18 protein-coding genes are annotated in these 21,786 nt (G+C 64.5%); 7 read left to right on the forward strand and 11 right to left on the reverse strand.

All coding sequences use genetic code 11. The annotated features are described in order from the left end of the window. Positions 1-18 precede the first annotated feature (18 nt). The 4 genes from K1X74_09580 to K1X74_09595 all read left to right on the forward strand — a co-directional run bounded on the left by K1X74_09580 (position 19) and on the right by K1X74_09595 (position 4,760). Positions 19-636 (forward strand): hypothetical protein, encoded by a 618-nt coding sequence (locus K1X74_09580; protein MBX7166583.1) that lies wholly within the window; start codon positions 19-21, stop codon positions 634-636. A gap of 10 nt (positions 637-646) precedes the next feature. Then, positions 647-2,845 (forward strand): beta-galactosidase, encoded by a 2,199-nt coding sequence (locus K1X74_09585; GenBank protein ID MBX7166584.1) that lies wholly within the window; start codon positions 647-649, stop codon positions 2,843-2,845. A 25-nt stretch (positions 2,846-2,870) separates the two neighbouring features. Further along, the gene (locus K1X74_09590; protein ID MBX7166585.1) at positions 2,871-3,482 is read left to right on the forward strand and encodes a class I SAM-dependent methyltransferase; all 612 of its coding nucleotides are present in this window, start codon (positions 2,871-2,873) and stop codon (positions 3,480-3,482) included. A 93-nt stretch (positions 3,483-3,575) separates the two neighbouring features. Next, positions 3,576-4,760 (forward strand): SGNH/GDSL hydrolase family protein, encoded by a 1,185-nt coding sequence (locus K1X74_09595; protein MBX7166586.1) that lies wholly within the window; start codon positions 3,576-3,578, stop codon positions 4,758-4,760. Positions 4,761-4,770: 10 nt separating this feature from the next. Here K1X74_09595 and K1X74_09600 read toward each other — a convergent pair whose 3' ends face one another. The 5 genes from K1X74_09600 to K1X74_09620 form a co-directional block, all read right to left on the reverse strand. After that, positions 4,771-6,000 (reverse strand): DegT/DnrJ/EryC1/StrS family aminotransferase, encoded by a 1,230-nt coding sequence (locus tag K1X74_09600; GenBank protein ID MBX7166587.1) that lies wholly within the window; start codon positions 5,998-6,000, stop codon positions 4,771-4,773. 148 nt (positions 6,001-6,148) lie between these two features. Beyond that, the gene (locus tag K1X74_09605; GenBank protein ID MBX7166588.1) at positions 6,149-6,703 is read right to left on the reverse strand and encodes an NUDIX hydrolase; all 555 of its coding nucleotides are present in this window, start codon (positions 6,701-6,703) and stop codon (positions 6,149-6,151) included. Between the two features lie 81 nt (positions 6,704-6,784). After that, the gene (locus K1X74_09610) at positions 6,785-7,195 is read right to left on the reverse strand and encodes an NIPSNAP family protein (protein MBX7166589.1); all 411 of its coding nucleotides are present in this window, start codon (positions 7,193-7,195) and stop codon (positions 6,785-6,787) included. A 70-nt stretch (positions 7,196-7,265) separates the two neighbouring features. Next, a complete protein-coding gene (locus K1X74_09615) occupies positions 7,266-8,627 on the reverse strand; it encodes a DUF1501 domain-containing protein (GenBank protein ID MBX7166590.1) in 1,362 nt (453 codons plus the stop codon). A 45-nt stretch (positions 8,628-8,672) separates the two neighbouring features. Next, positions 8,673-10,052 (reverse strand): DUF1501 domain-containing protein, encoded by a 1,380-nt coding sequence (locus tag K1X74_09620; protein ID MBX7166591.1) that lies wholly within the window; start codon positions 10,050-10,052, stop codon positions 8,673-8,675. Between the two features lie 332 nt (positions 10,053-10,384). On the opposite strand from K1X74_09620, the gene K1X74_09625 reads away from it, so the two are divergent. After that, the gene (locus K1X74_09625; protein MBX7166592.1) at positions 10,385-11,773 is read left to right on the forward strand and encodes a DUF1501 domain-containing protein; all 1,389 of its coding nucleotides are present in this window, start codon (positions 10,385-10,387) and stop codon (positions 11,771-11,773) included. A 209-nt stretch (positions 11,774-11,982) separates the two neighbouring features. On the opposite strand, the gene K1X74_09630 is transcribed toward K1X74_09625, so the two are convergent. Further along, entirely contained in the window at positions 11,983-12,369 is a 387-nt protein-coding gene (locus K1X74_09630; protein ID MBX7166593.1) for a hypothetical protein, read from the reverse strand. 276 nt (positions 12,370-12,645) lie between these two features. Further along, a complete protein-coding gene (locus tag K1X74_09635) occupies positions 12,646-12,831 on the reverse strand; it encodes a helix-turn-helix domain-containing protein (GenBank protein ID MBX7166594.1) in 186 nt (61 codons plus the stop codon). Positions 12,832-14,057: 1,226 nt separating this feature from the next. Between K1X74_09635 and K1X74_09640 the strand changes: the two genes are divergently transcribed. Both K1X74_09640 and K1X74_09645 read left to right on the forward strand, forming a co-directional pair. After that, entirely contained in the window at positions 14,058-14,519 is a 462-nt protein-coding gene (locus K1X74_09640) for an SRPBCC domain-containing protein (GenBank protein MBX7166595.1), read from the forward strand. A gap of 42 nt (positions 14,520-14,561) precedes the next feature. Next, positions 14,562-14,924, forward strand: a complete 363-nt coding sequence (locus K1X74_09645) for a VOC family protein (GenBank protein MBX7166596.1) — start codon at positions 14,562-14,564, stop codon at positions 14,922-14,924. 106 nt (positions 14,925-15,030) lie between these two features. On the opposite strand, the gene K1X74_09650 is transcribed toward K1X74_09645, so the two are convergent. The 4 genes from K1X74_09650 to K1X74_09665 form a co-directional block, all read right to left on the reverse strand. Continuing rightward, positions 15,031-16,464 (reverse strand): DUF1501 domain-containing protein, encoded by a 1,434-nt coding sequence (locus K1X74_09650; protein ID MBX7166597.1) that lies wholly within the window; start codon positions 16,462-16,464, stop codon positions 15,031-15,033. Between the two features lie 37 nt (positions 16,465-16,501). Beyond that, positions 16,502-19,375: a PSD1 and planctomycete cytochrome C domain-containing protein gene (locus tag K1X74_09655; protein MBX7166598.1), complete on the reverse strand. Its 2,874-nt coding sequence runs from the start codon at positions 19,373-19,375 to the stop codon at positions 16,502-16,504. A 152-nt stretch (positions 19,376-19,527) separates the two neighbouring features. Further along, positions 19,528-20,886, reverse strand: coding sequence for an aminotransferase class III-fold pyridoxal phosphate-dependent enzyme (locus K1X74_09660; protein ID MBX7166599.1), 1,359 nt, complete (start codon positions 20,884-20,886; stop codon positions 19,528-19,530). A gap of 178 nt (positions 20,887-21,064) precedes the next feature. Beyond that, a complete protein-coding gene (locus K1X74_09665; protein MBX7166600.1) occupies positions 21,065-21,781 on the reverse strand; it encodes a PEP-CTERM sorting domain-containing protein in 717 nt (238 codons plus the stop codon). Positions 21,782-21,786 lie beyond the last annotated feature (5 nt).

The raw sequence follows: 21,786 nt of genomic DNA on the forward strand, positions 1-21,786 counted from the left end.
GGCTCACTCGAGAAACACGTGTCTCGCTTCATCCAGCCCACGGTCGATCGCGCGACGGCCTGGCGCAAGCTGCATCGCCCCGGCGGGCTGGCCATCGCGTGGGCCTGGGTGCGCCGGCACCCCGATCCGCGGCTGGATCCGCTGCGGACCAAGGGTGCGCCCCTGTTGCGGCTGGTCTACTTGCCTCGTTACCTGGTCGGGGCCAACGTGCAGCGCGGCGATCAAGCCTGGCAGGTGCATGCCTTGGTCGACGCGATCGACGGTGTCGCCTCGCTGCTCAAGGGCCCCTTGCTGGACCTCGAAACCGAGTCGATCGCCACGCCGTTCAAGCCGCTGATCGACGCTGCACAAGCGGCTACTTCGGCCGAGCGCCTGATTCGTCAAATGAGTGATCGGTATGCGCGCTGGAGTTGGCGGCCGACCCAGATCGGGCTGGCCGCCGTCGAGCCTGTTTATTACCCCTTCTGGGCCTACTACTGCGAGCGGGGCAAAGGTATCCTGGACGTCTCTTTGTACGACGCCTGGGCAGCTTGTGCGGTCGGTGCGCGTGTCAAAGCGGCTTATCTGACCGCGCTGGCGTCGGTCGAGCGGCCGGACGCACCGGCCCGCGCCGCTGAATTGCCCCCACTCCCCTGAGCAAGCCTCGATGAGCGACTACCAATATCGCGACGGTCGATTCTGGAAAGACGGCCGCCCTTTCTTTGCCATTTGCAGCGACTACCAGTACTACCGCGACCGCCGCGACAATTGGCGCGATCGTCTGGAGAAGCTCAAGGCTGCCGGCGTCAACGTGATCACGTTCTACACGCCGTGGCGTCATCACCTGCGGATCGTCGACGGCGTGCGGACCGTCGATTTCGACGGCCGCACCAAGGACAGCCGCGACCTGCGCACGTTTCTCAAGCTGATTGAAGAGCTGCAACTGCTGATGATCGTCAAGCCGGGGCCGTTCGTGCACTCGGAACTGAACGTCGGCGGGCTGCCCGACTTCGTCTGCCCGCAACACAACAAGGAGATTCCGCCGGCCCGGCGGCATCACGGCCGGGCCTGCCGCTGGACCTACGACAACAGCGAGCTGCCGGCCCCGTTCGATCCGACGTTCGACGGACTCGTCGCCGAATATCTCGGCGCGGTGGGCCGCGAGATTGAGCCGTACTGCCGCCCCGGCGGGCCGGTGATCGCGATCCAGATGAACGACGAGACGATCTATTGCACGTCGAACGATCCACCGTGGCACATCGGGTACGAACCGTCGGGCATGCGCTATTACCACGGTCTGTTGACCGAACGTTACGGCGACCTGGCCACTTACAACCGCCTGCACGGCACCAGCTACGCAGCCTGGGAGTTCGTGCCGGGCCCGAAATTGCCGGTTATCGGCCAGCCCGGGGCCCCCGAACGCCCCGGCCCGCAGCGCAGCGAAGACCTGCTGCTCTACGTCGATTGGGCCGAGTATCAATGGCGGCTGCGGCGCGACTTGTATGTCCGCTACGAGCAGTACCTGGGCATCAAGCTGCCCTACCTGACCAACTACGCCGGCATCACCCCGCCCATCGAAGAAAACGTGCCCGACTTGAAGGACGAGGCAAAGGAGCCGATTCCCGGCGATTATGCGCGACTGTATTCCGAGTGGTGGTTTGCCCATAACCGCGTCGATCAGGATCTCGACGCATACGAATACGGCATGATCAGTTGGCTCGGCGTCGCGGCCTACGATCGCGACGTGTTCGACCGCTATATCAATACGGCCCGCCGCGCCCGCGGCGTGAACATGGAGGAGAACTGGGGCTTCGGCACCTTGTACGACGCCCGCAGCCGCGACCCGATCGTGCCGTTTTTCCAGACGCTGGCTTCGCTGGCCGGTGGCGCGACGGGGTACGACATTTTCGTCGGCGTCAGCACCGACTACTGGGACGACGAGCTGGACCGCATCACGAAGCTGCAATGCCCGACGTTTCCGTCGCACGCCCCGATCGACGAGCACGGCAACCTGCGGCCCATGTACGACACGATGACGATGCTCAACCGTTGGTTTGCGGAGCACGGCGAAGCGCTGCTCCAGTGCGAGCCGGAGATCGACGTCGCCTATCTGCTCTACGCGCCGTATGCGGCGGTTTCCTCGTGGGTGCCCGACGAACGGTACTGGCACGTCGCCGGACATGCGATTCCGCGTTGCGGTCACCAAGCCTTCGAAGCGTTTTCCAAGTCGCTGCAAGCGGCGGGCTATTCTTTCGGCATGTTCGAGCTGGAGGCCGCGACGCCGGCACGGCTGCATCAGCCCGGGGCGCTGGCCATCCACACGGCGTTCTTCATGGACGAGCCAGAGCAGCGCCGTTTGGCCGAGTTCATCGAGTCGGGCGGCCGGCTGTTCATCTCGGGTGAGCTGCCCGAGGTCGATCTGCAGTGGCGCTCCTGCACGATCTTGAAGGCGGCGGTCGAGCGCGCTGCGGCCGCCGGGCCGGGGTCCAAGGTGCACTATCGCCGCGAGAACCTCTTTGCCGACGGACGATTCGCCGAGGTGCTGCGTGCGGCCGGTGTGAATACAAACGTGACCTACGCCGAAAACATGCGGGCCTACGTGCACCGCAGCGAGCGCGACTACTTCGTGTTCTTCTTCAACTTCGATGCCGCCGGCCAGCACGACAAGTGGATCGAGTTCTACGGCCAGCGCCTCAAGCTGCGGCTCGGCTCGAAGACGAGCGGCGTGCTTCGCGTTCAGGACGGCAAGCTCGTCGCCTGGATGGTCAAGGCCAAGAACGAGGTCGAAAACCTCGTCGATTCGGTGAGCTTCGAATTGGACCGACAACACGTCGACGGGACCGGCGATTTCAGTTCGGCAGGTTGACCGTAGCTCGCACCGGAGCTGGACGATGAACGCCATTCCCCGGCAGATTGATTTCGAACGCTTATACGAAGGGCAGCCGCGCTGGGACATCGGCCGGCCTCACCGGGCTTTCGAGGTGTTGGCCGACCGGATCAACGGATCGATCGTCGACGTCGGCTGCGGCACTGGGGAAAACTCGCTGGCCTACGCGGCCCGAGGTCACGAAGTGCTCGGCGTCGACTTTATCCCCGCCGCGATCGCTCAAGCCCGTGCCAAAGCCGAAGCCCGGCGCGTGGCCGTCGAATTCCTCGTTTACGACGCGCTGCAACTCGCCGCGCTGAACCGTGTGTTCGACCAGGCTTTCGATTCGGGCCTGTTCCACGTGTTCGACGACGCCGACCGTGCACGATACGTCGATCAATTGGCCCAGGTCGTCCGGCCCGGCGGGTGGCTGTTCTTGTCTTGTTTCAGCGATGCCGAGCCACCGGGAGAAGGGCCGCGTCGCGTCAGTGAAAGTGAGCTGCGCGACAGCTTCACGAGCGGCTGGACGATCGAATCGATCCGCCCGACGCGCTACGAAGTGACTCCGGTCCCGGACGACTTGACCTTCAGCAAGAGCGGCCCGCGGGCGTGGTTCTGCGAGATTCGCCGGGTCTGAGTGCGCGTGTCGCCGTGCTGCTTGACACTTTGCATGCACCCTCGCAAGATGCGCGGCGGGCACGAGGCGAGTTTCCGAGGCGGATGCATGACGATGCGGAGCTTCATCCTGAGAGTGGCCCGCGGCGTACGCGCCGGCTGGCTGATGCTGGGGCTGTCGCTGGCCTTGTTAATCGTGCTGGAGCTGGTGACGCGCGTGGTGCTGGCGAGTCGGGCCGAAAAGGCCGAATCGTTTTCCCAGGCCGAAAGCTATGGCGGCGCGCCCTGGGCCGAAGAGTATGTCCGCGAGTTGGAGCAGGTGGTTGTCACGCGCTGGTGGCCCGAGGCCTATTGGAACAGCCGCCCCTTTGCCGGCCGGCATTTTCACATCGACGACCGGGGTGTGCGCGCGTCCTGGAATCCTCCGGACGCGCAGGCCGAAACAGCGAACCCCCCGCGAAAAGTGCGCGTGTTCATGTTCGGAGGGTCGACGACGTGGGGCGAAGGCGCCCGCGACGACTATACGATTCCCTCGTGTCTGGCCCGATCGCTCGCGGCCAGCGGGGTCGAGGACTTCACGGTCGAGAATTTTGGCGTGCCAGGCTATGTCAGCGCGCAGGAAGTCATCCGCCTGACGCAGGAATTGCGGTCCGGTAATGTGCCCGACGTGGTCGTGTTCTACGACGGTGCCAACGACGTCGTTTCGGCCTGTCTCAATGGTCGCGCCGGAGTATCGATGATCGAGAAGCCGCTGGCCGACGGCTCTTGGAACGGCCTCCGCAACAGCCTGGCCGTCGTCCGCGTGGTGCGGTTCCTGGCCCATCGTGCAGAATGGATCGACAGTGCCACGGTCGACGGCGAGCTGGCCGCCGGCGTGGTCAGCCAATACCAGGCGAACATCGACCTGGTGCGCCGGCTGAGCGAAACGTACGGGTTCACGGCCCTGTTTTTTTGGCAGCCGGTGTTGTTCAGCAAACCTCATCTCACCACGGCCGAGGAGCAGCGGCAGTTGTTCGAGGATGCCCTGAGCTATGGCGGTACCGAAGAGGTCTTCTTCACGGGCTATGCCGTGCGCGATTTTTTTCGCGACGTCTACCGGCGCGCTCTGGCCGAAGTCCGTGTGCCCGGGTGGCATGATCTGAGCGGGCTGTTCGACGAAGAACGTGGCGCGGCGTTTATCGACTATTGCCACACGTTCGAGGCTGCGAACGCCAAGATCGGCCAGCGCCTGGCCCAAGACGTGGCGCCTCTGGTCCGCGCCCGTCAACAGCCTCGCGCCGAGCAGCAAAGCGCCCCGTAGCAGCTACGCGTCAGCCGGCCAGCTCGGCCGCATGAGCCTGGATCTTGCGGATCGCCGCGGCAACTTCGCGCATGTCCTGCTCGTCGCCGAGCAGGGCATATTGCGGCAGCCAGTAGCTTTCCCAGGCGGCACTCTTGGTGTTTGGATACGCCGCGCGCAAAAAGGCATGGTCTTGCCGGGCCTGATCTCCGCACAGTCGATGGCGATAGCTGCCATTCTGGAACAAGGCCAGGTCGTGCACGGGCGGATAGGCGGCCTGATTGGGAATGCCTTCGGCCTTCATCGCGGCGATGAACTTTTCGGTCGGTGCGCCGCCAAATGCGTCGGCATGATAACGGAAGATATACGCGTAATGTCCGTTGCGGGTACACCGCTCGTCGCAGCGCTGCGGCGTCACGCCGGGGATCTCGGCCAGCAGCCGATCGAGCAATTGGGCATTTGCATGCCGGCGGCTGGTCTGTTCGTCGAGTCGCGTGAGTTGCGCGCTGAGCACCGCGCCCTGCCATTCGCTCAGCCGGTAGTTCGAGCCATAGCTGAAATGGGCATAGAACCACTCGCCGGGTAGCCGGCCGCAATCGTGGGCGCTGCGGGCCTTGCGCTCGAACTCGTCGTCGTTCGTGATGATGAGGCCGCCTTCGCCGGCCGTCATCAGCTTGCTCGACTGGAAGCTGAAAGTACCGCAAATGCCGTGCGTGCCCACCTTCTTGCCGCGCCATTCGCTGCCGTGGGCATGGGCACAGTCCTCGACCAGGAACAGGCTGTGACGCGCGGCGATCTCGTTGAGCCGGTCGAGGTCCGCCGGATGGCCGCCGAGGTGTACGGCGATGATGCCCTTGGTGCGCGGCGTAATGGCCGCCTCGACCAAGTCCGGGTCGATGCATTCCGTATCCCGGCAAATATCGACCATCACCGGCATGGCGCCCGCGAACAGCACGGCGCTGGCCGTAGCGACGAAGGTCGAGTCGGGCACGATCACCTCGTCCCCGGGACCGACGCCCAGCGCTGCCAGCACCACCTCGATGGCGTGCGTGCCGTTGGTGATGGCGATGCCGTGCTTGGCCTGATGGTACGCGGCAAAATCCTGCTCGAACTTCAGCGTGCGCGTGCCCGGCGTGCGCCACCAGACGCGGCTTTCGAGCACTTCGAGCAAGGCCGTGCGCTCGCGTTCGTCGAAGATCGGCCACTGGGGAAACGGCTTGGTCTTGGTCGCTGGACCGCCGCGGAGGGCAAGCTGAGGCATGTTCGCGTGATCGTCAGGGGGGACAGGAAGGATAAAAAGATCGCCCGGGCGGGCACCCCAAATGTCCCGAGCCGCGGCGGCGTGTCAACCCGTGCCCCCGGCGAACCTGGCGACAGGGAAAGCATTCGACGACCGCATTCTTCCCCGGCTACGAGCTGGGCCGGCCCAGCGGCAGGCCCAACATGGCCAAGGCATTGAGCACCAGCCCATGCCGGATGGCTCCGTCGCGAACCAGTTTCGGCACATCGACGACCGGCACCGTCACCACCTCAATGCGTTCGAACAGGTCGGGCTCGGGCGCCGCGACGCGCACCGCGTTTTCGGCGACGAAGAAGTGGCAGAGGTTGTTTTGAATCGCCGGATTCGGCCAGACCGAGCCCAGCGGCGCGATCCGCTCGGCCTCGTAGCCGGTTTCCTCGCGCAACTCGCGCGCCGCGGCCACGATCGGCGCTTCGGTGCCGTCGATCATGCCGCCGGGTATCTCCAGCGTCACCTCGCGAACGCCGTGGCGGAATTGCCGAATCAGCACCATCTGCCCATCGGCTGTCAGCGGCACGATGTTGATCCAGTCGGGGCAATTCAACCGCACGAACCGCCGTTGGTTCCCCTCGGGCTCGACGCGATACAGGTCGTGCTCGAGCTGAAAAATCGTGTGATCGGACACCGTCTGCGATTCGAGCAGCGTCCAATGTTTCTCGGGCATCAAACACTCCCTGCTGGATCCCGCTCGCTGCGCTTCGCCGATGGGCACGCTGCTCGGTGCCTCGAAGCGCGCAGCGCGCAATTACTTGAGCGCCGAATAATCGGTGGGCGTCAGAAACTTGGAAATGACTTTCTTGACGATGGGGCCGTCCTTTTCGGAGGCCTCGCGCACGGTCTTCCACTCGGGATCGGCCATGAACGCCTTCCACGACGCGGCCCGGGCCTCGGCGCTCGGGTAGGCCAGCAGGTAGATCAGCGTATCGGCGGCCTCGGGGCCGTCGGCCGGCACCCAGTAGCCAATGTTCGTCATGCCGTGCTTTTCGAACAGCTTGGTCGTATGCTCGCGGAACCGCTTGTGCAGGGCCTCGAGTCGCCCTTCGTGGCAGATATAGGTCCGCAGTTCGTAGTAGCGCGGGGCTGCGTCTTCGGCACGCGCGGTCTGCGACGTCAGGCAAACGGCCAACACCATGGCGGCAAGCGACCAGCGGATCATCGGATAGACCTCCAGCAAGAAGTTTCTGCGGCGGGAACGACGGGGGCCGCTAGTGTAGCCGACGGGGCCGCTATCCGACCAATTGTCGGATCGGCTGACCACCTTCGGTGACGATCGGGGTCGGGCGGCCCTGGGGGCTCGTCCAGTGTGCCGCCGGATCGATGCCCAGATGGGTAAAGACGGTCGCGGCCAGGTCGCCGGGGCGCACCCGGTCGCTGGCAATTGCGTAGCCCCGCGCATCCGTGCTGCCGATGACCTGCCCGTGGCGCATGCCGCCGCCGGCCACGACCATCGACATGCAGTTGGTCCAATGATCTCGACCGCGTTGCTTGTTGATCACTGGCCCACGGCCAAATTCGCCCAGCATCAGCACCAACGTCGAGTCGAGCAGGCCACGGTCCTCAAGATCGTGCACCAGGGCGTGCAGCACCCGGTCGATCGTTGGCAGAATCGGCGTCAGGCCCTTTTCGATGCCGCCCCAGCGCACGTCGTCACCGTGGTGATCGAAATAGCCCCAGGCGCCGCTGACGACGACAAAGGTCACGCCGGCTTCCACCAGGCGCCGCGCCAAGAGTCCTTTTTCGCCGATGCTGGTGCGCCCGTAGGCATCGCGTACGGCGTCGGTTTCTCGGGCAACGTCGAAGGCCTGCTCGACGCGCCCGTCGAGCACCATCTCGAATGCCATCTGTTGATACCGGTCAAGATGGTCGAGCGTGCCAGTCTGATCGGTGGTACGGCGCAATTGATCGAATTGGTGGCGCAGCACGCTGCGGTCCTGCAAGCGCGGGGCACTGATGCCCTTGGGCATCTTGAGCCGGCCCCCCAATTCGGCGCCCTTCACCGGTTGGAAGGCGTTGCCCAATTGCCCCGCGCCCCAGATATCCGAGACCCAGGAATCGGCCAGGCCGACAAACGCCGGCATGCTGGGGTCGTTCGGGCCACGGAACCGCGCGGCGATCGAGCCCATCGAGGGGTAGCCGGCGCCGTCGTTGCCGTCGTCGGTGCGCCGGGCCAACTCGTTGCCGGACTGAAAGGTGATGGGAGTGTGATTGCTCGCCGAACAATCGACTGACCGAATGACCGTCAACTTGTCCAGCAGGGCCGCCTGGAGCGGCAAATGCTCGGAGAACTGCACACCTGGCAAGCGCGTGGCGATCGGCTGGTAGGGGCCGCGGATTTCGGCCGGCGCGTTCGGCTTGGGGTCCCACATGTCGATGTGACTGGGACCACCCGAAAGCCAGAACATGATCACGGCCTTGTGGTCGTTCGATTTTGTCGGCGCGCTATCGGCCGCCGCGGCGCGCAGTCGCAAGGCGTCGGCCGCCGAAAGCCCCGCCAGGCCGGCGAGACCTGTTTGTAGAAACCAACGGCGCGAACCGACGCGAATTAAATCGTGTGGCGGCGGAGCGAGTTGGGGCCACCGGTGCGCCATGAAGGTCCATCAATCCCGCTAAGAACGTGTGGGCTGCCTGTTGCGTCAAACCAGCTCGGCGATGACTTCACCCGAGTTGTTCACCGGCACGGGGCGACCCGAGCGGTTCACGAAATGCCCCGTCGCGTCGATGCCCAGCACGTGGTAGAGCGTCGCCAGGATATCGGCCGGTTTGATCGGTCGTTCGGCAGGGAACTCCCCGCGCGAATTGGTCGCCCCGACCGCAATGCCGCCGTTGAGTCCGCCGCCGCCCATCAGCACGCTCATCGCGTTGCCCCAGTGGTCGCGGCCGGGCGTGCCCATGCTGAGCGGCGGTCCGCCGTTGCCGCCGTTGTTGAGCCGCGGCGTGCGGCCGAATTCGCCCATCACCACCACCACGACGTCGTCGAGCATGCCGCGCTCCGACAGGTCGGCAATCAACGTCCCGATCGATTGGTCCATCGCCGGAAAGCGATTCTTCAGGCCCCCTTCGAGATCCCAGTGATGGTCCCAGCCACCGTTGTGGATGGTGACGAACGTCACGCCGGCCTCGACGAGTCGCCGGGCGAGCAGCGCCGACTGGCCGAACGAATTGCGGCCGTAACGCTCGCGCACTTCCGCGGGCTCGCGGCTGATATCGAACGCCACCCGGGCCGTGTCGCCGGTCAGCATCGAGAAGGCCGCCTGGTTGAACGCGTCCAGACTTTGCATCAAGCCGGAGCGATCGGCCTCGCGTTCGACGCGATCGAGCGACGCCAGCAATTGGCCGCGGTTTTCCAATCGGCCCAGTGGCATTTCCCCGGGCAGATTCAAATTCGGCACGCTGAAATTGTCGGCGTTCGGATCGCCCCCCGTTTCGAACGGATCGTAGCTGGCGCCGAGAAAGGCCCCGCTGTTGTAGCCCGGCCGCAGACCAACGGTCATCGAGTGTGGCACCGCGACATAGGCCGGCATGCCGGGACGATTCGGGCCGCGCAGCTTGGTGATGATCGAGCCGGCCGAAGGATACTGCGGATCGAGATTTTGTGAGTTCGAGCCCAGATAGCCGGTGAGCATCCAGTGGGCCGCGGCGAAATGGTCGCCGTTGTCGTGATGCACCGAGCGAATCACCGACACGCGATCCATGACGCGTGCCTGGTGGGTCAACAATTCGTTGACGCGGATCCCGGGGGCCGTCGTCTCGATGGCGCTAAATGGGCCGCGAAATTCGGCCGGGGCGTCGGGCTTGGGATCGTAGGTTTCCATGTGGCTCGGTCCGCCGTCGAGCCAGTAGAGAATGACCGACTTGCCGTTCGACGGCCGGCCGGCCGTGTTGGCTGCCGCCTTGCTGCGCAAGACATCGGCCAGGCTGAGTCCCGAGAACCCTAGCAGCCCTATTTTGAGCATGTCGCGCCGGCGAACTCCGTCGCAACGGCCGCGGACGATCGGGCCAGAAAGGGTCAGCATGGTACTTTCTCCAGGGGGCGACCGAGACCGAACCCCTCGTCTCCGCCGGGGTCAAGAGACGATTTATCCATAAGTGGTTGTTGATCATACCGCTGGGACGAGGCGAAGAGCAACAAAACTTGAACCTCGAGAGAATCTTTCGGAGCCTAGCCCGGGTCGCGAGCATCCAATCGCGCGGCCCGCGCAAAGTCTATGCAAGGTGCGGCTTATGGCGTGCCTAGGACGGCGCGCGGGGTAGTCGAATGCGCCTCGGGCAATTAGACTTTTGGCTGCCGCGAGGCTCGACACCGAAGCGGTCCCGCCTTGCCGTCCCACCTCGGAGATAACCCCCCGTGCTGACGATCTACGGTCCGCGGCAGCGTTACTGCGACGGCCTTTCGCGGCGTTCGTTTTTGCGCATCGGCGCAGGGGCCGTCGGAGGTTTGCTCGCCGGAGGAGCGATCCGGCCGCAGCTTTTCGCCGGCGATTCGATCGCTGCGGTCGCCAACCAAGTGGCCGGTCCCGCGGGCGGCGGACCGCACAAGGCGCTGATCATGGTCTACCTCAGCGGTGGGCTCGCGCATCAGGATTCTTTCGATCCGAAGCCCGATGCCCCGGCCGAGGCCCGCGGCGAGTTCGCGCCGATTTCGACGCGGCTGCCGGGCGTGCAATTCACCGAGCACCTGCCACGGCTGGCCGCCATGGCCGACAAACTGGTCGTCTTGCGCAGCATCGTCGGCCAGCGCGACGAACATTCGAGCTTTCAGACCCTGACCGGTTATCCGATGGACGTCAGCCAGCGCGAGGGCCGGCCGAATCTAGGCTCGGTCGTGGCGCGCGTGCAGGGGGCCACGAGCCCCATCATGCCCCCGTTTGTCGACTTGTTCCCGACGATGCAGCATCGTCCGTACAACAGCCCGGGGCCGGGCGTGTTGGGGCGCGATTTTGCCGGGGTCAAGGCCGACGGTGAAGACCTGGCCAGTATGAAGCCGCGCTTCGTCTCGCACGAACAGATGCGCAACCGCCGCGCCTTGCTCGGCGAGATCGACCGCTTGCGACACGAACTCGACGCGGCAGCCACGAACCCGGAGACCGCCGCCACGGATATGGACCCGGTCTATCGCCGGGCGTTCGACGTGCTCGACTCGAACCGGCTGGTCGACGCGCTCGATCTCGCCAAGGAATATCCCCAGGTCCGCGAGCGCTACGCCGGTGGCTCGGCCAATCATCAAGGCGACGGGGCGCCCTTGCTCAACGAGCACTTCCTGATGGCTCGCCGCCTGGTCGAGGCAGGCGTGCGCGTGGTGACCGTGGCCTACGGCTTCTGGGATACGCACGGCAACAATTTCGGCCATCTGCGCGGCAACCTGCCGGTGTTCGATGCCGGCATCTCGACGCTGATCGATGATCTGCACGCCCGCGGGCTCGATCGCGACGTCACGGTGTGCGTCTGGGGCGAGTTCGGCCGGACACCGAAGATCAACGCCAACGCCGGCCGCGACCACTGGGCGCCGGTGAACGGCGCGCTGTTGGCCGGCGGGGGCTTGCGCACCGGACAAGTGGTCGGCTCGACCGACAAGCTGGCCGCCTATGCCCTCGAGCGTCCGATCCATTTTCATGACGTGCTGGCCACGCTGTACGACCGCCTGGGAATCTCGCTCGAGACGCTGTTGCGCGACGCCCAAAACCGGCCGCAAAGACTGCTCCCCGACACGGCCCGCGTGATCGGCGAGATCGTCTAGCTCGCCTCGCGCCTGATACCGCAAGCGTGCCCGTCGAGTGGCCACGTTACAGCACGCGCCTCGTGCCTCGGCGAGTGGGTATTCGTCCAAATCCGTGGCGCACAGTGGAGGATCTTGAGGACATGCGGCAATCCACCGAGCCAGCAAAAGTGTTCTCAGGCAGCCGCAAGGTGATTCAGCCCCGGCTCCCGCTTCCCGGGGCGCGTTGCCTAACCGCGGCTGCGTTCGGATCGCATTTGGTTCCTGACATGCTCTGTAGAAAAGCTACCTTGCAACGCCTCGCTCGTATCATGTCCGCAAATGCCAATTGCTATTCTCTCGAGGAATTCGGGGCAACCAACTTGCGCACCGCGGAGTGATGCGACCAAGATCAGGGGTTTTCTACAGAGCATTCCTGACACCTTTTCTGCTGCCCAAAAGCCGCAGACCCGTAGCGGCACCTTGGCCAAGGTCTCCGCCAGTGCCTCTTCGAACGCTTCGTAGTCGCGGGCCTTGTCGAACAACCGCATCCGCCCCACGCCACGATTCAGCACATGATAAACGAACCCACCCGGTGCGGCTCGCGCGGTTCCTGGCATGGCCTTGATCGGAACCACGATCCCGCAACCAGGCAAGAATTGGACCTGTCCCCGTTTCTTCCCGCAGCGCGGCACACCCTACGGCAGCACGTCATGGATCGCGTCGACCGCCGCCGCCCTTGGGCTCCAAGCCACGCTCCGCGCGCCCGGCCGCCCGCGCAAGGCTTCGCTCTCGGATTCGTAAATTGGACCTATCCCCGTTTATTCCCTGGACCTGTCCCCGTTTATTCCCCCCCGTTTATTCCCCCTGGCAGCCAGCGGCCCGGCGACGAGGATGTCGCAGAGCTGGTGGCATTAGTCTTCCGACAAGCGGCGCGCGGCGGGCTTGGGAGTCTTGGGCTTCAAGGCCGCGACGCCACCGCCGCGAAAGGCCTTGATCCAGCGTTTCACACTCGAACGGCTGACGTGCAGCCGCTCGGCGACAGCATCCTGGGTCGATCCATCTTGGAGCAACTCCACGGCCACACGACGGAGGACCATCCAAGTCCTCCCGGCTGCGCGAAGAAGAAGGGCTCATGCACCGTACTACGGTGCTAGCGATAGGGTCGGTTCAGAGAGAGCGCAGGGAAGAGTAAGTCCTTGTTGCCCCTGAACACAGGGACGATCGAAGAGTACATTCGTGTAGAGCGGCCGGACCTATTACCGAAGATGGGCCGAACTGGTGGGGACCAATAAACCGCCGCGCGTTAACCGATGTCCTCTACAAGGGACCGCGTATTGATCAGCTGGACACTTTAGAGAGGAATGCACAAGGATGATTGAAAATAACGTGGGACGCGAAAGTACGCGATGGATGATCCGGTGGTGCTTGTGTTGCGTGCTGGTGTTGTGGTCGGCATCATTCGGGAGGGCGGAGGTCACAAAGATGTGGCGGGTCGTACCAGTGGATTTAGATAGCCCTGTTCTGAAACTGGCTCCCGCAGAAGTGCCAAAGAGGAGTGGATCGCATTCTTATGGATCTTCTGTGACTCTGGTATTGGAATGCGAGGCCGGGGTCCCAATGGCCATTGCTGGAATGGAGGCTCCGCCCGCGACCCTCGACATCAGCGTGTACGAGTTCAGCGGGGACCTCGGTCACCCTAAGGGACAAGAGATCAGTGTGGACGGGGGTAATGGACGTGGTCGGGACCACGTCAGTGTCGTGATTTGGGTTCCTAAGGCAGGTGTGAAATATATCGTGTACGTCAATGGCGACAGTGGACCGCGACTTAAGATACGCTCGGTGAGCAAACCAAAGCAGTGAGGCTCCTGACGGGCAAGTCAACGATGGCTAAGGCGCGGCAGACGTTTCTAATCGAGGTCCATCAACATGTCGGCGACGTCGAGATGCCCAATTTGTGGAGGTCGAGTCATCGTCGGATCGGTTGATCATTGCCCGAACTGCCAAGCCAAGAGGTCTACCATTGGTCGAGGACCTAAAGCAGAAAAGGTTCCAGGAACCTTTGGTACTGTTAGTTCCTGCGACGTGCTGGCCACGCTCTACGACCGCCCGGGAATCTCGCTCGAAACGCTGTTGCGCGACGCCCAAAACCGACCGCAAAGACTGCTCCCCGACACGGCCCGATTGATCGGCGAGATCGTCTAGGTTCAAGAACCACCGTCGGGCCCGCCCTACAAAATCGGCGGGCCGTGGTCCATGCGGCTATTGACTGCACATGGGTCGCGGCTATCATTTAACCAGACGGTTAAATTAATGGAGGCCCCTCATGGCAGAGTCTACGACGGACAGCCCGCCAAAACTTGTGCTGCACCGCACCTTGCGGGCGCCGCGCGAACGCGTCTTTCGCGCCTGGACCGATCCGCAGCAGTTGTCCCAATGGTTTGCGCCAGCGCCGGACATGGACCATCCGATCATGGAGGTCGACTTCCGCGTCGGCGGCCGGTATCGGATTGGGATGCAGCGGCCGGGCGCGCCGCTCTACATCGTGGCCGGCGAATACCGCGAGATCAGCCCGCCGCGGCGGCTGGTGTTCACCTGGCAGTGGCAGAACGAAGGCAGCCTGCGCGATGAGACCCTCGTCACGGTCGAGCTCTTGGATCACGACGGCGGCACCCGACTGGTGCTCACGCACGAGCTGCTGCCGACTGAAATCGACCGCACCAAACACGGCGAAGGCTGGACCGGCTGCCTCGATCGGCTCGAGCGCTTCCTGCCGTCGCTCTGCTAGACATCAGACATCTTTTTTCTTTACCCCCAGGAGTTACGCATCGTGGGAAATCCATTCTGTCACTGCGAGTTGAACGCCAACGATCTCGACGTGGCCCGCGAGTTCTACGGCAAACTGTTCGATTGGAAGATTGAGGGCATTCAGATGCCCGATCGCATGTACTACATGATTCACGCCGGCGAAGGGACCGGGGGCGGGATCATGCAGAACCCGATGCCCAACGTGCCTTCGTTCTGGCTGTCGTATGTGCTCGTCGACGACTTGAAGGCCGCGACCGACAAGGCCCGCAAGCTGGGCGCGACGATCATGCTCGAAAACCATCCGGCCGGCGATTTTGGGTCGTTGACAATCTTTACCGACCCTCAGGGCGCCGTGCTGGGCCTCTGGCAGCCGAAAGAGCGCTGAGCCGGCGTCGCGTGGAAGGTCCAGGTAGCTGATTGGCCCCCGGCAGCTCGCAGCGAGTCGCCGGGGGCAGCTACGCTACGTTCCGGCCCGTGATCCGGCTGCGCTGCTACGCGATCAGTTCCGGTACGATGCGACCGTGAATGTCGGTCAGCCGGAAATCGCGGCCGGCAAAGCGGTAGGTGAGCCGGGTGTGGTCGAAGCCGAGCAGCGAGAGCATCGTGGCGTGCAGGTCGTGAACGTGGACCTTGTTCTCGACGGCCTGGAAGCCGAACTCGTCGGTGGCCCCATAGGCCTGGCCGCCGCGCGCTCCGCCCCCGGCCAGCCACACGCTGAAGCCGTAGTGGTTGTGGTCGCGGCCGTTCACCTTGCCGGCATTGGCCCCGGCCTGCGGCAGCTCGACGGTGGGCGTCCTTCCGAATTCGCCGCCCCAGAGCACGAGCGTCGATTCGAGCAGCCCGCGCTGCTTGAGATCGGTCAACAGCGCGCCGATGGCCTGGTCGCATTGCCGCGCGAGAGTGCGGTGATTGGCTTCCAAGTCGTCGTGGTTGTCCCACGGCTGGCCGGCGCCGTGCCAGAGCTGCACGAACCGCACGCCGCGCTCGACGAGCCGCCGGGCGATGAGAATCTGGCGGGCCTGAACGCCGGGGCCGTACAGATCGAGGATGTGCTGCGGCTCGCGGCTGACGTCGAAGGCCTCGGCGGCTTCGATCTGCATGCGATAGGCCAGCTCGAACGAGTGGATCCGCGCTTCGAGGGCCGCTTCCTCGCGCCGCTCGGCCGCATGCCGGGCATTCAACTCGGCCAACAAGTCGAGCTGGCGGCGCTGCGGCTCCAGGCCCAGCGCGTTGTTGCGAATGTTCTGGATCAGCCGCTCGATTTCGGCGTGCTGACTGTCGATGTAGGTCGCCTGGTAGGCGCCGGGCAAAAAGGCCGATTGCCAGTTCTCGGTGCTCTTGATCGGGTAGCCGCCCGGGCACATGGCGATGAAGCCGGGCAGGTTCTGATTCTCGGTGCCGAGGCCGTAGGTCACCCAGGAGCCCATGCTCGGGCGCACCAGACGTCCATCGCCGCAGTTCATCAGCATCAGCGAAGGTTCGTGATTCGGCACGTCGGCATGCAACGAGCGGATCACGCACAATTCGTCGGCATGCCGCGCCACCTGCGGAAAGATCTCGCTGATCTCCAGCCCGCTGTCGCCATGCCGGGTGAACTTGTAGGGCGAGGGCATCGCCGCCCCGGTCTTGCGCTCGGTGCGCAAATTCTCGGTCGGCAGCGCCTGGCCGGCATACTTGGCCAGCGACGGCTTGGGATCGAACGTGTCGACGTGCGAAGGGCCGCCGTTCATGAACAGGTGGATGACGTGCTTCGCCTTGGCTGGAAAATGGGGCGGCCGCACGGCCAGCGCATCGATCGGCGCAGCGGCTTGCGTCTCGGCCGACAACAGCCCGGCCAGGCCCAGCAGCCCCAGCCCGGTGCCACCGCGTTGGAGGAGCTCGCGGCGACTCAGGCGTGGCAGATCGAATGGCGGGGGCTGGTTCATACTCGCCTCGGGCGAATCGGCCTGACTGTGGGTGCGATCAGTCGACAAACGCAAACTCGTTGGAACACAGGAGCACTTGGGCAAACTGCTCCCACGGAGCAAGCTCGGGCGTGGCGTCGGCGGCGGCCGCGGTGAGGAACTGCTCGGCCGCGGCGAACTCATTCTCTTGCGGGTCGCGCGCCAGGGCCAGACGGTACAGCGCCGTCACGCGCGGTCGCACGTCGCCGGCCGAGCTCGTCGTTCGCGCCGCCAACTGCTTGGCCTGGGCAATCACGAACTGCGAGTTCATCAAGAACAGCGCTTGTTGGGGTACGGTGGTGACCGACCGCTGCGGCGTGCTGACGTCGGGGTTCGCAAAATCGAAGATCCGCAGCAGTCCCGGCAAGTCTTGCCGATCGAGAAAACCGTACAGCGTGCGACGGCCGGTAAACGGCTCGGCGAACAGATCGACCGGACGGCCGCCGAGCGACAGATCCAACGTGCCCGAAACCGCCAATAGCGAATCCCGCAGGGCCTCCCACTCGAGCCGCCGCGGGAGCGTGCGCCACCACAGCCGATTTTCAGGATCTACCGCCATCGCATCTTCGCGAGGCAGGCTGGCCTGCTGATAGGTCCGCGATAAGACGATTTCGCGATGCAACTGCTTGACCGACCAGCCCGTGGCCACGAAGCGCGCGGCCAGGTAGTCGAGCAGCTCGGGATTTGTCGGCGGTTCGCCGCGGGCGCCAAAATCGCCCGGCGTCGGCACCAGCGATGCCCCAAAATGGTGCATCCACACCCGGTTGACCATGACCCGCGCCGTGAGCGGGTTGTCGGCGCTGGCAATGGCCCTGGCCATCTCCAGCCGGCCGCTGCCTGGGCCGAAATTGGCCCGTTGCTGGCTCGACAAGACTCCGAGGAATCGCCGCGGCACTTCATCGCCTGGCCGGCCCGGGTTGCCCCGAAGGAAAACGTGCGGCTGATGTGGCGTGGGGTTGTCGGCCAAGGCCATGGCTCGCGGCGGCGACTCGGGGCTTTGCGATTGCAACTCCTCGATGACCCGCGCGAGCTGGCCGTACTTGGCTTGTGTCTGGCGGTCGAGGAGCCCCGAGATCTCGTCGCGAGTCATGGCGGTCGGCGTCCCCTCGCCGAAGAGCACCTGGCGCAACTCCTCGGCCGCCGCGTCGGGTAGCGCGGCCGGTTGCTGACCGTCCGGCCCCGGCGGCAGAGATTGCCAGGCACGGTAACTGTTCACGAGCAATTCGCCATAGCGGGCCGCGAGATCGGCCGGTGACTGCGGCGGGCGATCGGTGAGCGCCTGGCGCACCAACGGGTTGGCATTGGCCACGGGCAACGTCGTGCCGGCGACTTCGCCTTTGCCGGCGGCCGCCGCGGCCAGTTTGCTCGAAAGATCGCGCGCGGCATCAGCGAATTGCTCGCCCGGCAGGGCAGCGAAGGCATGCCAAAGGCCGAACACCGGATGCGCTGCGTTCGTTTTCTCTTTGAGGAAGCGCCGCCAGCGTTCGACGACCGCCGGCCGGACTTCGCCAGGCGAGAACGAAAGCATGGCATCGTCCTTGTCGACGACGACCGCCGGCTTCAGGGCCTCGGCCAGATAGGCGCCTGCGCTGGTGCGCAGCTCGTCCAACAGGCGCGGATGCTCCGTGTTCAAAAACTCGTCGAGTGCCGCCTGGCGTTTGCCCAGCTCCGCTTGGAAGGCTTGATAGGCCGCGGTTTCCTCCGGCATTCCGACCAGCGGCAGCTCCTCCGGCTCGTGCGTGCTGGCAAACACACCGTACAGCGAGTAGTAATCGGCCTGCGGGATCGGATCGTACTTGTGATCGTGGCAACGGGCGCAGCCGACGGTCAGGCCCATCAGCCCGCGCGTCGTGACATCAATGCGATCGTCGATAATGTCGTGCGGATTGAACATGAACCGCCGGCCGAGCGTCAAAAAGCCCAGGCCCGCCAGCGGGCGCTTGTCATCGCCCAGCGGCAGCAGGTCGGCCGCGAGTTGTTCGATCAGGAACTGGTCGTACGGCAGATCGTCGTTGAAGGCCCGGACGACGTAATCGCGATAGGTGTAGGAAAACGCATACTTCGGGTCCTGCGTGAAGACGTAGCCCTTGGTGTCGGCGTAACGTGCCACGTCGAGCCAGTGTCGCGCCCAGCGTTGCCCATAAAGCGGCGATTCGAGCAGCCGATCGACGGCGTCTTCGTATGCCTGGGGCGAGCGATCATTTTCGAACGCCACGACGTCTTCATAGGTCGGCGGCAAACCGGTGAGATCGACCGTCACGCGCCGGAGCAGCGTGCGTCGGTCCGCCGGTGCCGAAGGACGTAACTTGGCTTGCTCCAAGTGGCTGAGCACGAAGTGATCTACGCCGGTCAACGGCCATTCGCCGTCGGCGACCGGCGGCGGTGCTGGCATCTTCACAGGGCGCAGCGACCAGTGATCCTGGCGGAAACGTTGCGTCCGCTCGTCCAGCGTTTCCACATGCTGGGCGGCGTCAGCAGGCCAGGGCATTCCCATGGCAACCCAGGCCGTAAGGTCGGCGATTTCAGCGTCGGTCAGCTTGCCGGCGGGGGGCATTTGCAGATCCCCCGTATAGGCGACCGCTTCGATCAGGCGGCTCGTACGCGGATCTCCCGGCACCGCGGCGGCGCCAGAGTCGCCACCCCGAGCGATGCCCTCGCGGCTGTCCAGCCGCAGGCTCGACTCCTGCTTGCCCGGACCATGACACTCCCAGCACTGGTTCGCGAGCAGCGGGCGGATCTTGGTCTCGAAGAACTCAATCGCCGCGGGATCGGCGGCGGCCACGGGCTCATCGGCGAGAGTCGCCGCGGGTGAAAACACCCAAAACGAGATCAGCCAAACGGCCCCGGCGAGCAAAACCGATGGCGTAAAGCGGCGATGTTCCATCGTGGCCATCAATTGCCTCGTTCCCCGGTTGCATATCGCAATCGAGCGCCGATCCATCAACGCCCGTCGATCTGTTGTGCGATAGTCTACGCGGAAGCCGGGGTGACGGTCAATTTGGCGGATTGTCGCGTCGGCTGCACAACGCAAACAGGGCCAAGGGCTTAGGGACGATTGGCCACCTGTTCCAGTGCGTCGATCAAGCACTGTTCCACCAGCGCGCAAAGTTCGTCGATTTGCGCCTCGGTGGCGATGACGGCCGGTGCCACAGCAAACCAATCGGGATCGATCCGTAGGATGATTCCGCGCTCGATGGCCGCGCGCCGCAACGCGTTGCCGAGCTTGCGTTCGGGCGGGAAGGGCCGGCCGGTGACCGGGTCTTCGACCAGTTCGACGCCGCGCAGCAGTCCACGTCCGCGAACTTCTCGAATACACCCCAGCCGCTTGAGGCCTTCGAGCTTGGCTGCCAGGTACTCGCCGAGCACGCGGGCGCGTTCGACCAGCCGTTGCTCGACGATCTCATCGATCACGGCCAACCCGGCCGCCGCCGCTAATGGGTTCCCCGAATAGGTGTGCCCGTGCGCAAAGTGACGATCGCTGTCCGCGCGTCCGACAAACGCCGCCGCCATGTCGCCGCGGGCGATCATGGCGCCCAAGGGCACGACGCCGCTCGACAGTCCCTTGCCGGAGCAGATCAGATCGGGCGTGACGCCGATCGCCTGCGCCGCAAACATCCCTCCGGTACGGGCAAAGCCGGTGATGATCTCGTCGAAAATCAATAACACCTGGTGGCGATCACAGATTTCGCGGATCAGGCGAAAGTAATCGTCAGTCGGCGTGCTGATGCCGCCCGTATTGCTGATCGGTTCGAGAATCACCCCGGCGACTGTGTCCGGGTCTTCATGAACGATGACGTCTTCGAACAACTGGGCACAAAACCGGTTGCACGCTTCCCAATCGCCGAACCGATCGCGATAAGCCAGCGGGGGCATGACCTTCAAGAACCCGCCCGGCAGCGGCTCGAACTTGGCCGTGCGCTTGCCGGTGCCGCTGGCGGCCATCGCTCCGAACGTGCCGCCGTGATAGCCGCGGTACAGGCTGACGAACTTGTGCTTGTGCGGGTGATCCGATTGGCGAAAGTACTGGCGGGCGAATTTCAGTGCGGCTTCGACCGATTCGCTGCCGCCGCTGAAGGGCTTGGCGAAATTCAGCCCTGCCGGTGCGACTTCGCCGAGCCGTTCAATGAAATCGAGCGTGATGGTGGCAATGCCGTGCAGCGGCGGCGCGAGTGTCAGTTGCCCCAATTGCCGGCGGACCGCCTCGACGACCCGCGGGTGCCCGTGTCCGAGCACCGCCACGAAAATGCCGCCAATGGCGTCGAAGTATCGTTTGCCCTCGACGTCCCAGTAATACAGCCCTTCGGCGCGCTCGACGACCAGCGGCAAGTCGACAAAGTCGCTCGTCGCGCGGTAGTCGAGAAACGTGCGGGCCAGCAACTTCTCGTGACGAGGGGAAAGCTTCACGGCATCGACCTGGAGGACTTCGTGACTCGGATGTTCCTGCCCAGCGGGAGGCGATCATACACCCAATCGAACAAAACCGCCCGCCGCCGCGGGCCCGTTAGGGTATCCGCGACGACGGGCAAGAAGAGGCCGTCAGGAAACATCCAGCCGCGAATCCATCCGCTATTCGGACGAGCGATTAGCCGGCGCGGCGCCGCCGTCGCCGCCAGGTGACCGCGAGGCCCGCCGCGCCGATCGCGGCCAACATCAGCGAACTCGGCTCCGGCACCGGGTTGCACATATTCTCTTCGACCCAGGCGATGGCCGCGTCGTGATCGACTTCGGACATGTTGTTGTTGAAGACGAGATAGAAGGGATCCGACTCGGCGACGCCGGCATGGTTGCTGAAGATTGACATCTTCATCAGGTAGATACCGTCGTCGGCGGGCGAGCTGAGCAAATACTCCAGGTGCCGGTGCCAGGTACCGTCGGCGGCCACCGGCAGAGTGAAGCCCGTCACCGTCGACGTCGAAATCGGCGTCAGCACATCGGGCAGCGGGCCGAAGCCGACGCCCATCCGCTCGCTGGAAAAAGCGTCAAAATCGCTGCCGTCCCAGGCGCGCACGGCGTCGAGCAGCCTGAAGCCGTTGCTGCTTGGCACGGGAAAAGTTCCGGCCGTCGAATCGAAGCCCGGCTCATCGGCAAAGTTGGGAAAAATTTCGCCGAGCTCGACACCAAACACACACTGTTGGGCGAACTCATCGTTCGCGCCGAGCGCGCCGGGCACGATCTGGCCGCCTTGCACTTTGAGGACGATGTCCCCGGCGTGCTGTGCCAGCGCGGAGGGTGGGGTGCCGACGATCCAGGCGAAGGCGGTAATCAGCGGCAGAAGTTTTTGGAACAGGTTGCGACTCATCGTAG

It is taken from the genome of Pirellulales bacterium (assembly GCA_019694435.1).
Taxonomy (GTDB): Bacteria; Planctomycetota; Planctomycetia; order Pirellulales; family JAEUIK01; genus JAIBBZ01.